A 14,060-nucleotide genomic window follows, 5' to 3' on the forward strand; every position below is an offset into this window, starting at 1 on the left:
ATTAACAAACAAAAATTAGAAAGGAACATTAAAAATGTTTATATTACCATTCGCAAATCATTTTGATTGAGACAAACATGATTTTAATCAAGATGAATTAAGTTTAAAACAAACAGAAGAATTATTTGCAAAAATAGATGATTATTTATGAAGTATATGTGATAAATCTGAATATAAATCATATAGATTTAGACAACGAAAATTAAAAGCAAAAAAAGGTTTATTAACTTATAAACGATGTATTTGTACACATTATAACACAAAAACACAAAAAATGGAGTACGTATCATTATTAGATAATTATCTTGGTGTTAAAAAATATAGTAAACTTGCACCTAACGTTATTAAACAAATTTTAAAATATTTTGCTGATGGTAAAAAGTATCGTGATGTTTGTGATACTTTTATTGAAAATTTAATAAGTAATAGTACAGTTTGTAGAACATATCAAAAATTTGAATTACCAAAAGCAAATATTCCCAAAATACCATTACAACCAAATCAAAATTTATATGTAAATATTGATGATGGTCATCGAAAATTTAAGTTTAATGAAAAACACAATACTAAAAATTGTAAAAAATGTTCGATGAGATTAATAGTAATGTGTACTGGTAAAAAGAAAAATGGAAAATTAATTAATAAAAGAGCTGTATGTAAAATAAGAGTTTCAAAAACAGAAATTGGTGCTGAAAAAACCGCAAAATTAATAGAAAAATATGGTAATTTATTTTTTGAAAACTTTGACCAAGCAAATTTAATAGTTTGTGGAGATAGTGCAAAATGAATTAGAAAAACTGCTACAATTTTAAATGCTAAATTTATTTTAGATAAATTTCATGCTTTTCATGTTTTATTTCTTGGTATAATGGCAGGAAGAAGAAAAAATCAAATTGCTAAATTACACTATCAAAATGCAATAAATTTATTTGCCAAAGGTCAATATTATGAATTAATTGATTTTTTACAATCATTAACTTTACAATATAAAAAATTAAAAGTTGGTTATTTTATTAATGCAAAAGATGGTGTATTAAACCAAGCATTAGTTGAAAATATTGGTTGCTTTACTGAAACTAATATTAAACAAATTTTAAAGCATATGATTGGTGATAGAACTTATAACATTGATATGTATACAAAAATGGTTAATTTTAAATGTTATCAAATAAATACAATTATCCAGTTATTATAAATTAAAACTTAAATTTAAAAAATAAATAAAAATAAAATAAAACTTATTAAAGAAAACTTTAATAAGAATTTTTGAGTTATAAAAGTAAGTATTATTGTTGACTAATATTTTTGAAGTGTTAAGATTAACTTACAATTGCATATTGAAGTCTAAATTATTCTCGTCTAAACTTATAATTTAAAGACAAATTTGAATATTATTGACAACATCGGTATGCTCCCAAAAATAAAGAAAAAATATTTTAAAAATAATAAACAAGGTATTGAAAATCAAGGTGCAAAATGAAATATTGGTTGTTTTACAGAAACTAATATTTGACATGTTTTAAAAGAAATGCTTGGTAATAGAACATATAATATTTTGATTTACATTAAAATGGTTATTTTTAAATGTAATAAGATAAATTTAGAAACATAATTTAATGAATGTAATAATTACTTATTATTTCACAATTTGCAATAGCATCTCAAAAATTATTATTTTTTATTTTTCTATTTTAAGCCAATAATGAAAAAAGCTAATGCTATAATTATAAATATAAAAATCGGCATCACTATTATTAATAAAATAACTCCAATTTGCAATTGAATTCAATTATAATAATTATCATTATTTTGAAAAATATGAAATAAACATATATGATTTGCACAATGACATAAAGTAAAATATGTACTATAAATTTTTAAAATATTAAATCCATTTGTAATTTTAATCTGTTCATAATTATTATAACTAAAATTTGAAATACCAATTAATATTAAAGCAATAATAGTTATTAAAATAGTTAAAACAAATAGTAATACAGTTATTAACTGTAATTTTTTAATTGCTTTAAGTTTCATTTTTAAATTCTCCTTAACTTTTACAATAAGTTTAACACCTAGATAACTTAATTATAAGTATTTTAGTTGCAATTTATTGAAAAAAATTATATTATTTAAATACAATTTCATAAAAATCCAAATTATTTCTTGTCTAAGCATAATAAGACTATATATGTTTTAATTTATTCCGGATTTTTGACAATCTCCCAATGATCACTAATAAATAGTGATCATTTTTAATTAAATTATTTATAATTGATTTTTTACTTCTATAATTTTTACCCTATATGTTTCTTTAATACCTTTAATATCAACAATATCACCAACAACACAATTCATAATTGATACTGCTAATGGGCACTCATTAGAAATTAATCCTTCAAATGGATTACTTTCAATACTTCCAACAATTTTAAATTTTTCTTCTGAATCAGAAACAATTTTACCATCTTTAATTTTTACAATTGTTACTCAACTACCAACACGAACTGCTTTGATATTACTATTTTTACGTTGTTTTTGTTCTTCAAGAATAACAGCACTAGTAATAATCGTTTCAAGTTCTTGAATGCGTGCTTCATTTTTACCTTGCTCTTCACGCGCACTAGTATAATCAGCATTTTCTGATAAATCACCATCAGCCCTAGCTGCTTTTAATCGTTCTTTTATCGATTCACGTTCAACATTAATTCGTTTATATAATTCAGTTTTTAACTTTTCTAAACCTTGTTCTGAAATTATTATTTCTTTATTTTTGTTAATTTCGCTCATTAAATGCCTCCATTTATATAATTTAATATTTTAAGAACGTAAATAATTATATCATAAGGATAAATGGTTTTAAAAAAAGTATTCTTTTGAATACTTTTTTTAAAACCATTTACTTTATTAATTTTTCTTCTTTTAATAAAGAAATAATTTCTGTTTTAACTTCTTCAAGTTTTTTATCTTCTTCTTTTTCATCCATTTTTGTAATAATAAAAGCAATTTTACTAAAATTTTTTGCTTGTAAACCTAGAAAATTAAGAACTGACTTAGCTTTAACTTTAGTTTCATTACCAGTAAGTTTTACTGGCTTCGTAATATCTGCATTATCAGGTAATTTAATGACTTCTACCTCAATATTTTTATACTTACTAATAGCAGCAGCAATTTTGGCTATTGGTCGTGCATGTAAACCAATCTTTTTTTCATCATCAATTTGCACAGCATAAATAATACAATTCATTTTTTTCCTCCAAGATTTCTTAAAAATTTGTATAATATAGTTTATTTATAACATATTTTTTATTTTTTTAAAAAAAATATATAATTTAAATTTTTCTTATTAAAATAATGTCCTAGTAAATATTCAATTTTTTACAAATAAATTTTATTTTTTTTTTAAAATAAATAAATATGGTATTATTTATTAGTTAAAACATTAATAAGGAGAAAATAACTATGGCAAGAAAATGTGCTTTAAGTGGTATTGGTCCACTAGCTGGTAACAACCGTTCGCATGCGATGAACTCTTCTAGAAGAAAATGAAATCCAAACTTACAACCAGTAAAAATTGGTGGAAAAACTTTAATGATTAGTGCTCGTACTTTAAAAACTTTAAAGAAAAATAATGCTTTAGATAATAAAAAATAAAGTTATTTTATCTTTTGAATTATATAAATAAAGAATACTAATAAAAGAAAGAAATACTTTTCTTTTATTTTTTATATTAAATTAAAAATATTTAATAAAATGGTATTAAGTTAACTAGTAGTACCATTTTTTAATTACTAAAAAATATTAATAATATAGTCTAGAACCTACATTTTTTATAAAAATGAAATAATTTTTCTAGTTTTTATCAATTATATTGTTATAATACGTGTATGATAAAGAAAACTCTCAGTTGGGTGGATTTATATGCTAAAAAAAAGAATTTTGTCATTATTTTGATTAATCACAATGATTAGTATTTTTATTGTAACTTTAGTTAGTCATAAACCCTATTTTATTATGGGCGGTTCAACTTCAGTAGCACCTTTAATGCATACATTAATGGAAGACTATCCTGATAATCATAAAGAAGCAGATTTTACTTATAACAGTTTAGGTTCAGATGCAGCAGTAATTCCCGTTAATAAAAATATGTTTGGTATTGGCTGACTTTCAAAAGAATATACAACTCCTGATAATAATTTAATTTCTTTTGTTTTATCAAAAGATGGCATGATTCTAGTTTATAATCTACCACAAAAATTCTTAGGTAATGATAAACCTCTAAATTTTACACAAGATAAAGTAAAAAAAATGTATTTATCGAAATCACCTATTTTCTGAAGAGATTTATTTCCACAAAATACTTCAGAACCAAATCAAGGTTGAATCAAACCAACTTGTGACCTCAAAATTTTACCTTATACTAGAGAAAATGGTTCAGGAACACGAGATGTTTTTAATGAAAAAGTTCTGGGTGATTCAAAAGCATATTATCCACAAGCAATAACCGTTAATTCAAGTACACAAATGTTTAATATGTCTAGTGGTGGTGTTGGCTATAGTTCATATTCAGATAAAAAACAATTAGATTCGAATAAACAATTCGCTACTATTCATATTGCTAATTGAGAAAAAATTGTTCCAAGTTTAGATACCATTAAAAATGGTACTTATCAGTTATCACGACCATTTACAGGTTTAATAAATAAAAATTTTAAACAAATTAATACTTTAGTTAAATTTCTAAAATTCTTGTTTATTCCTGACTATCCAGGTCATAACGAATACGTAGTTCCTGCTTTTTCAGAAGCTCAGTACGCACAATCAGCAGTACCATTAACTGACGAATTGAATAATGATTTAAATCAGTGATTAAGGAAATTTCCATAAAGGAGTATTAATAAATGAAATCCAAATCTTTTAAAAAGTTTTGACATAAAATAACTTTTAATCATTTTAATAAAAATCATGATCCAAAAAATGTTTTTATTAGTGAACAAAAAAAACATACTTATGATTTGATTGCTAAAATTTGTGTATTGTCTATATCTTCATTAGCACTAATTGCCGCTTCATTATTAATTGGTTTTATTATCGGTCAAACATTTAGTAATATGAGTTTTCTAAATTGATTTAAAATGTTAGGAAATAGTAAATGATTACCTAGTGCTAATAGTTTTGGTATTATTGCCTTTATCGTTGCCACTTTTTGAGTTGCGCTATTTTCAATGATACTTGCTGTTCCTTTAAGTTTACTAACATCATTATTTATATGTGAATTTTTACCACCAAAATTAAAAAAAACAACATTAACTTTAGTAGAATTATTATCTGGTATTCCTTCAGTTGTTTTTGGTGCTTTTGGTTTAATGACCATTGGTCCTATTTTTGTAAAAATGGGAGCACCAACCAAAGAAAATATGATGACAGCAAGTTTTATTTTATCAATGATGGCATTACCAACAATTATTTCATTATCTGTTAATGCTATTACTAGAGTACCAAAATCTTATCTATATGCATCATTAGCACTAGGTATTAGCAGGACTGACACTAGTTTTAAAGTCATTTTTAAAGCGGCAAAAACCAAAATCATTGGTGCAATAATTTTTGGATTTGGAAGAGTCATTGGTGAAACAATGGCCGTTGTCATGATTGCTGGTAATAGTACTCTAACCCCCAATTTTGCACATGGTCCACTTGCATTTTTATTTAGTTCAATTTCTACTTTAGCGGGAGTAATTGGACTAGAAATTGGAGAAGCAGTTAGTTCTCAACAAATATCAGCATTATATGGAATTGGTTTATTTTTATTTATTATAGTTTCAATCATTAACTTTATTGTTTTAATAATTTATAAACGTAGTGATAAAAAAGCAAAAGGTCATAAAAAACCACGAAATTATAATTTAAAAAAAATAAATCTATCTGATAATCAACTAATGTTAACTATTAGTGAAAAAACTATTAAAAATCAAGGCTGAAAACACTTTAAAGACTATTTTCGATTATTCTTTATGGGGCTAGCTTGTTTTATTACTATGGGATTAATTATTTGAATTATTGGTGATATTATTATTAATGGTATCTTCAACATTAGTGGTAATGCTGGTAGTAGCGTTTTCAATTTTAATTTTGCAGCTTTAATTTGAACAACCAGTGATGAAGGTTACTTATCAATTATCACAATGACATGTTTATTGGTATTAACAACAATTACTATTGCTATGCCATTAGGTATTATTGGCGCAATTTATCTTCACGAATATGCCAAAAATGGTTGATTTGCTTCAATATTACGTTTTGTGCTAAATACCTTATCTTCTACGCCATCAATTATCTTTGGTATGTTTGGATTTACTTTTTTTATTACTTTCTTACAAATAAGTTTCTCAGCAATTGCTGCTAGTTTAACATTAACAATTGTTATTTTACCACTTATTATTAGAGCAGTAGAAGATACATTAAAATCAGTACCTATTGAATACCGTGAAGCATCATTAGCACTAGGTGCTAGTAAATTTGAAACAATAAGAAAAGTAGTTATTCCAGCTGCCATTGGTGGCATTATTACTAGTATGATTTTATCAATGGGTAGAATTATTGGTGAATCAGCACCAGTTTATCTAACATTAGGAAGCACTGTTGCTTTTCCCAATAAAGGTTTCTTAAGTTCAGGACAAACTTTAACAACCCATATTTTATTAGTTAATAAAGAATCAAATGACCCTAATAAATTAGGAATGATGTACCAAACAGCACTAATAACAGTTATACTAATATTTATTTTAAATTTTATAGCAAAACATTTTGAAAAAAGTTTAACAACAGGAATCGGGGTGAAAACAAAATGCTCAATTGAATTATTAAAAGAAAAAATGAAAGCAAGAAAGAATCAGCGAATAGCAATAAAAAAAGAAAAGTAAATGTGATTAAACCTTACTTTTTAAAAGTGAAAGATAAATTTAAGAAAAAACCAAATAACAAATCAAATAATTTATCAAATATAGAAAATATTCCAAAAAGTAATTATGTTTTTACTATTAAAAATTTAAATTTCTTCTATAATCATGGTAAAAAACAGGCTTTATTTAATATAAAATTAGAAATAAGTCGTAATCAAGTAACCGCTTTTATTGGACCAAGTGGTTGTGGCAAATCAACATTACTACGAACTTTAAATAGAATGAATGATTTAATTGATGGTGTTAAAATTAATGGACAAATATTATTCAATAATGAAGATATTTATGAAAATAAAAAAAATATTATTTCATTACGAACTAAAGTTGGAATGGTATTTCAAAAACCTAATCCCTTTCCAATGTCAATTTATGATAATGTTGCATATGGTCCAAAAAATCAAGGCATTAAAAACAAAAAGATTCTAAATCAAATTGTCGAAGATGCTTTAAAAAAAGCGGCTTTATGAGATGAAGTTGCTCAACACTTATTTGATTCAGCATTATCATTATCAGGCGGCCAACAACAACGTTTATGTATTGCTCGTGCTATTGCCCTAAAACCAGAAGTACTATTAATGGATGAACCAACTTCAGCTCTAGATCCGATTGCCGCATCTAAAATTGAAGACTTAATGAATGATTTAAAATCAGACTTTACAATTATTGTTGTTACTCATTCAATGCAACAAGCAGCACGAATTTCTGATAAAACTGCTTTTTTCTTAAATGGAGAAGTCATTGAATATAATAATACTAAAAAAATATTTTCACGACCAAAAGATAAAAGAACAGAAGATTATATTACCGGCAGATTTGGTTAAAAATATATATAATTAATTATAGAGAAAGGAGGAAAAAATGAAAATAATTAACCGTAGATTTGATTTAGATATCATAAATTTAAAACAAAACTTATTAACTTTATTAAAAGAAGTAAAAAAAGAACATAAAGACGCTTTAATAGCAATGGAAACACAAGATTTTGACATGTCAAAAAGAATTGTTGAAACCGATAAAGAAATTAGAACAGTCGCTGAAAGTTTAACAATTACTGCAATTTGAAGTATTGCTCAACAAAATCCTTTTGCTACTGACTTACGTACTATTATTGGCTATATGAATATTATTCGTGATTTAGAACGTATTTCAAATTATGCTAAAAATTTATCCAAATTTAATGTCAAATATAAACCAGAAATTAAATTAACATCTCAATTATCAGGATTAATGAAAAAAGTATTTAAAATGATGGATTTAATTGGTGAATCTATAAATGAAAATGATATTAACAAAGCTTATCAAGCAGCAGAATATGATATTGATATTGATAATCGTTTTCGTGAATCAATGAAAAACATTGTCAATATGTTAAAAGTAAACAAAAATAATGATCAACTCTCTCAATATACATCAACAATGCAACAGTTGAAATATATTGAAAGACTAGGTGATCACTTAGTTAACATTTGTGAAACAATAGTATATATTATTAAAGGTAAATTTTATGATTTATCTTCAACAAAAATATCTGAATAATTTATCAATCAGTGTTAAAATAATTACTTTTTTGCAAGTTTCATTTAAATATTTTTAAGTCATACTTTAATATGATAATACTTATTATTATTTTATTTTTAATTGTATTAAATTAAGGTATGATTTTTTAATTTAATATTAAAATTTCTAAAAAGGAATGTTTAACTTAATTCTTCTATTTTAATATTACTATTAATATTTTTTTTGTTATCTATATTTTGCTTATTTTTATTATATAATAAAGAAATTCCTATTATTAAACCAATTAAATTTAATGTTAAAAATAATAATATGATGCCTAATGCATTATTACTATTACATAAACTTATACCTCAAATTAAAAACACTATTCAAATTACTAAACATATTCATATAATAAATGTAATTAAACCAATACTCATTACCTTGCACCTTTTTCTTTCTAAAAAATAATTAAACTAAATAAAATATAGTATTTTCTATTAGATTCTTATAATTTAATATTTTTTTCTTTATACAAGTATTTATTAAATCAACCCCCATCTATACCCTTTTCTTATGATCAATTTATTTCATTTGGTTTCATTGGTTTTTCATTATTCTTTACACTAATAATTTTACCATTTTTAACGTTAATAACAGTATTTGCAACATATTGGAAGTTAGGATTATGAGTAACCATAATAATTGATGTTTTATATTCTCGATTAACATCCAATAAAATTTCTAACACCTTACGCCCCATTTCCTCATCAAGTGCTCCTGTTGGCTCATCACAAAATAAAATTGTCGGATTTTTTGCTAGTGCTCTACCAATCGATACTCTTTGTTGTTGTCCACCTGATAATTGACTTGGAAACTTATTCATATGTTCATCCATTTCAATAACTTGAAAAATATCATCAATACTCATATTTTTATTTTTAGCAAGATTTTCACCAACTTCAGCATTTTCACGAGCAGTTAAGTTAGTTAATAAATTGTATTGTTGAAAAATAAAACCAACATTATCTCGTCTAAATTTAGTTAAATGACTATCTTTTAATAAAGATAAATTGTATCCGGCCACAAAAACATCACCAGTATTAGGTTTATCCAATCCCGAAATAATATTTAATAATGTTGTCTTACCACTTCCCGATGGTCCTAAGATAACAACAAAATCACCTAATTTAATTTTTAAATTAACTCCTTTTAATACTTCATATTCTAAGTCTCCAGTTAAGTAAGATTTTTTAACATCAAATAATTCAATAACATTAGTTTGAGTATCAGGAGTATTATTAGTCATTGATATAATTTTACCTGCTAAAATTTCTTTTGAATGAGTTTTTGTTAATTTTTTAATTGCTTTTTGATTATCTTTAAAAGCTTGTAATTTAGCTTTATTAGCTTCTATTTCTTCCTTTGATTCTGGTTTATCATGAGATTTATGAGTTACTGGTGGTATTGTACCTTCGGTTTTAGATACTGACTTCTTTGTAAAACTAGATTCTAACTTATTTTTAGTTACTTGTTCACTTGAATTTTTAGTGTTTTTTTTATCATTTTTCATGTTTTTATTCCTTTCTGCTTTTAATCAATTTCATTTAAAGTTTTAATTGGATTAATCTTCTTCATGGCATATCAATCAATAATAAAGGTTGTTGCATAAATGTCAAAGACAATTAAACCAACCACAAGCGGTAATCATCAAACAAAGAATAATGGTAAAACCCATGTTGTATTAGCAGCTAAATAGTTAAGAATAAACTTAACAATTATTCATCCTACAGGAAAACCAATAACAAACATAACAGCAATCACTGGTAAATACATACCAATAACAATATTAGTTATTTTTGCATCACTATAACCAAGTGTTTTCATTGTTGCTATTGTTTTACGATTTTCATAAATTACTAAATTACTTGTTAATAAAATAATAAAGAACGAAATGATTAATGAAAAGATAATAAATGCAACCAATACTGTATCAACTAAAGCAGTAATTTGATTTAACAACTGATGATGGATATCTTGTGGCGTAATATTAACAGCACTACCTGCACCATAACCTTGATAAGTACCAGAACCATCAGTACCACCATTTAAACCAAAAGCACTGTAATCTCCATACATTTGCGAAGTTGAAAATGAATTAGTTATATCTGGTAATGATTGCGAATTTGAAAATTTAAAATTAAAGATTGGATTTTCATTTTCAAATATTTGATTAAGTTTATAAATAACGGGATCATTTAATTGATTAAGAAAATTTTGATATTCATTAAATGATTTTAATTTATCAAAATCAACATCACAAGTTGTTTTTTTGTCTTCTCATTCTTTTTTAAATAATAAAAATAAAAATTCTTTTGTTTTATTAAATGATAAAACTTTATCAGCATTAGTTTTACTAATATAAGCATTAGGTTGACCATAACCATTATATATACCAACTACTTTATACGTTGGTGTTTTAGAACTTATCTTATCATTATAAGAATTAACAACCTTACCAGCAGTAACTTCTTTTAACATATTTGTAGCATTAATACCCATATTATCATAAGCCCCATCCTTTAACTCATCAACTTGTGTATAACCAGTTTGTTGTTTTAATAATGTTACATTATTAACATTTTTACTATCACCAACAATGTTATCAATATTAATTTTATCCAAATCAAAAGGTTTCAATTTATTATTATCTTTAAATTTCATAGTATTACCATTACTACTCATTTTAAATTCATCATTTATTTTTAAATTTAATTGTTTAGCAATTGTTTGATTAATAACAAGACTAATACTATCATCACTATTTTCTTGTTCTAAAAGTGGATTTAATGAAGAACCTCCAGCATCATATAATTGCATCATTGAAGGTTTGCCTAACTGTTGTTGATTTTGTAAACCATAAACTTTCATTAAATATTTGTTCTGTTTAAATAATTTTTCAGGAGTACCAATAAAGTAAGTTCCTAATTCATCAGTTTCTTTATCAAAAGGCACAACATTAAAAGCAACATTAAAAGGAGCATTGGGATCACTATAAGCTTTGGCAATATTTTGACGAATAAAATATGGGCTTTTAGTATAAGCACCTTGCACTACAGTTTGTCCCATTCTATTATAAAATAAAGCACCAAATCAAATTCCAACTTTATTAATTCAACTATCACGCTCTTTGTCACTAATTTCAGATGCATTATTATTCAATAATTGTGTTTCATTAGTTAAATGTCACGGATATAATTTATCGCTAGTATCAAAACTTAAATTATCAATATCATTAATAAAAGTAGGACCCTTACTTGAGGCATTTTTGTAAGCAGGAATATTAGTATTTGTTCAATCTTTGAATTTTGTAATATCTAAATCATTAGGATTAGTACTAATCTTACCAGTCTTCGAAATCGTACCACTAATATTCATTGCCACTGTTGTTCGATAGTTTTGATAAAATTTTCTAATAATATTATAAGTATTCTCACTATAAAAACTGTTAATATTAGTATTTTTTAAAACTGTGTCATACATTGGTAATGCATTTGGTCAAGCCATTTGTACCATAATTCCAACAATCACAGAAGCATCTTTAATATCACTAGAATCTAATCCATTTAAAAAGTTTTTAGTAAGCATTTTACCATTTAAATACGTTAAACCAGTATATCCTAAATCACTAATAGCAGCACCGGGATTAGATTCATCTGACATTGGAGCATATGCTTCAGCATTAATATTATTTTCTAATAATTCTTTAACAAAAGTATCATTTAATGGTCCAGAATTATCAAAACGTGGTGGATGTCAATATGTATCACCAGTAGTACTATCAACAGTAGAAGTATAAGTTCAATCATCTTTATTATTTGGATTATAAGTTTTATAAAAACTATATGGAGAATTATAAGTCGGAATGTCATATTCAACTAAGGAGTGATAATTCATACCAGTAAAAGAAAGTAATTTATTATCAGCCATAATTTTTGGACCAATAATAGATGTTGTCATTAAAGTTGTTCCTAAAAACATAGTTAATGATGCTGCTGCCATTTTTCCAATTGATGATGTAAATAGTGATAAACGGAATCTTGTTAAAAATCCACGATTAATACTTTTTGTTTTAATAATTCGACTAAAGCGAGAATTAACAGTAGCTGATTCGTTTTTAATTAAATCTATTGGTTTTTTAATAACTGTTAAAGCACTAATAACTCATGCAATAATTGATAAAAAACCAAATATTAAAATTAAACAATATATAAATCCTAAACCATTAAAAATAAAATGACCAAAATCTAGATTAAAATAGTTGGCAAATGTTTGAACTATAATTACTTGTAAACCACTTGCTGGTAAAAACACTAAAATAGTACCAATAAGTGCTGCTACCATTGGATAAGCTAAAGATGTAATTAAAATTTTAATATTACTATAACCTAATGATTTTAAAATTCCAATTTGTGTTCGTGAATTATCAATATTTTTATAAGTAATTAATATTACTGTAATTCCTGTAATAATTAAAACAATTAACAATAAACCAATTAATAAACTTTTAAATCCAATAATAGTTGCATTCAAAGTAGCAGTACGATTATTAAACGTATACTTATTATTTCCTAACTTATATACTAAAGCAGCATCAGAATCAATAGTATTAATATATTTACTTCTTAAACTTTGTGAAATTAATTTAATATCATTAATTTTACCTATTGTTGATTTTCCAACAAAATAAATTTCGCGATCATTATCAGAAGAAATTGTGATTTTTTCATTAGCTTTATCATATGATCAAATATAATTATTTTTTTCTAACCTTTTACTTAAACCAAATTGCATTGGATCAACGTATAATAAACCTTCACGAGTTTTATTTGGAATTGGTGTAGTTTGATCAATAATTGGGGTTGTGAAATCAGCAGATACACCATATCCAACAATTTTTAATCAATTATAACTACTATAAGCAGCATCATTTAAATCATATCCTGAAACTTTTAAACTACTTCCTAATTGATCTGATTGCACACGAATTGTATCATTAATATGCAAATTATTTTTTTGAGCAAATTCTTTATTAATAACTACCTGTTTTCAACTTGGAGTTTTATCTGGATTATTACTATCTCCTATTTGATAACCATCACTAATGATTAATTTATCAATACGAGCATCTTGATTATAAGTTAATATTTTTAAAATTCTAGGATTACTATTATTATCTAATTGCATAGTTCTGCCTTCAACACGATCTCATATAAATTCATTACCAGCATCATTTGCAATATTGTTAATATCAAAATCATTCTTTTCATCAACAGCAGTTGTTGATGTTGAGATTTTATTAGAAATAGTTTTTGGAGTAGTATTAGATAAATCAATAACAAAATCATGTAAATTAGATTTTGCAACTAATGTTGAATATTCATCAGAAATTCTTGCTAAACTTGTTTGCATTAATGAAAAAATAGTTGATGATAATAATACTAAAACAATTAAACCAACTAATTGAATTTTATTACGAAATGCTTGTTTAAACGCATTTTTAAAAAGCAAAAATGATTGTTTTTTCATATTCGTTCTTCC

13 protein-coding genes are annotated in these 14,060 nt (G+C 24.7%); 7 read left to right on the top strand and 6 right to left on the bottom strand.

The genetic code is table 4. The features are described from left to right. Nucleotides 1-34 precede the first annotated feature (34 nt). Together AACK83_RS05190 and AACK83_RS05195 are read left to right on the top strand one after the other, a co-directional pair. The gene (locus AACK83_RS05190; protein WP_338959693.1) at nt 35-1,195 is read left to right on the top strand and encodes an Mbov_0401 family ICE element transposase-like protein; all 1,161 of its coding nucleotides are present in this window, start codon (nt 35-37) and stop codon (nt 1,193-1,195) included. 213 nt (nt 1,196-1,408) lie between these two features. Beyond that, nucleotides 1,409-1,612: a hypothetical protein gene (locus AACK83_RS05195; RefSeq protein WP_338959696.1), complete on the top strand. Its 204-nt coding sequence runs from the start codon at nt 1,409-1,411 to the stop codon at nt 1,610-1,612. A gap of 74 nt (nt 1,613-1,686) precedes the next feature. On the opposite strand, the gene AACK83_RS05200 is transcribed toward AACK83_RS05195, so the two are convergent. From AACK83_RS05200 to AACK83_RS05210, 3 genes are all read right to left on the bottom strand, one after another. Beyond that, nucleotides 1,687-2,037 carry a hypothetical protein gene (locus tag AACK83_RS05200; RefSeq protein ID WP_338959699.1) on the bottom strand — a complete coding sequence of 117 codons (351 nt, stop codon included), beginning with the start codon at nt 2,035-2,037 and terminating at the stop codon, nt 1,687-1,689. Nucleotides 2,038-2,268: 231 nt separating this feature from the next. Continuing rightward, a complete protein-coding gene (gene greA, locus AACK83_RS05205; RefSeq protein WP_252320669.1) occupies nt 2,269-2,790 on the bottom strand; it encodes a transcription elongation factor GreA in 522 nt (173 codons plus the stop codon). 109 nt (nt 2,791-2,899) lie between these two features. Beyond that, nucleotides 2,900-3,247 (bottom strand): HPr family phosphocarrier protein, encoded by a 348-nt coding sequence (locus tag AACK83_RS05210; RefSeq protein WP_252320667.1) that lies wholly within the window; start codon nt 3,245-3,247, stop codon nt 2,900-2,902. Nucleotides 3,248-3,462: 215 nt separating this feature from the next. Here AACK83_RS05210 and rpmB point away from each other — a divergent pair, with 215 nt between their 5' ends. The 5 genes from rpmB to phoU all read left to right on the top strand — a co-directional run bounded on the left by rpmB (nt 3,463) and on the right by phoU (nt 8,498). Beyond that, entirely contained in the window at nt 3,463-3,654 is a 192-nt protein-coding gene (gene rpmB, locus AACK83_RS05215; protein WP_252320665.1) for a 50S ribosomal protein L28, read from the top strand. 267 nt (nt 3,655-3,921) lie between these two features. Continuing rightward, on the top strand, nt 3,922-4,887 hold the full coding sequence (locus AACK83_RS05220) for a PstS family phosphate ABC transporter substrate-binding protein (protein WP_338959705.1): 966 nt from the start codon (nt 3,922-3,924) through the stop codon (nt 4,885-4,887). A 14-nt stretch (nt 4,888-4,901) separates the two neighbouring features. After that, nucleotides 4,902-6,923 (top strand): phosphate ABC transporter permease PstA, encoded by a 2,022-nt coding sequence (gene pstA, locus AACK83_RS05225; protein WP_338959708.1) that lies wholly within the window; start codon nt 4,902-4,904, stop codon nt 6,921-6,923. Beyond that, nucleotides 6,848-7,783, top strand: coding sequence for a phosphate ABC transporter ATP-binding protein PstB (gene pstB, locus AACK83_RS05230; protein WP_338959710.1), 936 nt, complete (start codon nt 6,848-6,850; stop codon nt 7,781-7,783). The genes pstA and pstB overlap by 76 nt, the downstream gene beginning before the upstream one ends. Nucleotides 7,784-7,820: 37 nt before the next feature. Beyond that, on the top strand, nt 7,821-8,498 hold the full coding sequence (phoU, locus tag AACK83_RS05235; RefSeq protein WP_174480791.1) for a phosphate signaling complex protein PhoU: 678 nt from the start codon (nt 7,821-7,823) through the stop codon (nt 8,496-8,498). Nucleotides 8,499-8,659: 161 nt separating this feature from the next. On the opposite strand, the gene AACK83_RS05240 is transcribed toward phoU, so the two are convergent. From AACK83_RS05240 to AACK83_RS05250, 3 genes are all read right to left on the bottom strand, one after another. Then, nucleotides 8,660-8,899, bottom strand: coding sequence for a hypothetical protein (locus tag AACK83_RS05240; protein ID WP_338959712.1), 240 nt, complete (start codon nt 8,897-8,899; stop codon nt 8,660-8,662). Nucleotides 8,900-9,033: 134 nt separating this feature from the next. Continuing rightward, a complete protein-coding gene (locus tag AACK83_RS05245) occupies nt 9,034-10,032 on the bottom strand; it encodes an ABC transporter ATP-binding protein (RefSeq protein WP_338959714.1) in 999 nt (332 codons plus the stop codon). Nucleotides 10,033-10,052: 20 nt separating this feature from the next. Then, nucleotides 10,053-14,048, bottom strand: coding sequence for an ABC transporter permease (locus tag AACK83_RS05250; RefSeq protein ID WP_338959716.1), 3,996 nt, complete (start codon nt 14,046-14,048; stop codon nt 10,053-10,055). Nucleotides 14,049-14,060 lie beyond the last annotated feature (12 nt).

Source organism: Spiroplasma endosymbiont of Tiphia femorata, from assembly GCF_964020225.1.
Lineage (GTDB): Bacteria > Bacillota_I > Bacilli_A > Mycoplasmatales > VBWQ01 > Spiroplasma_E.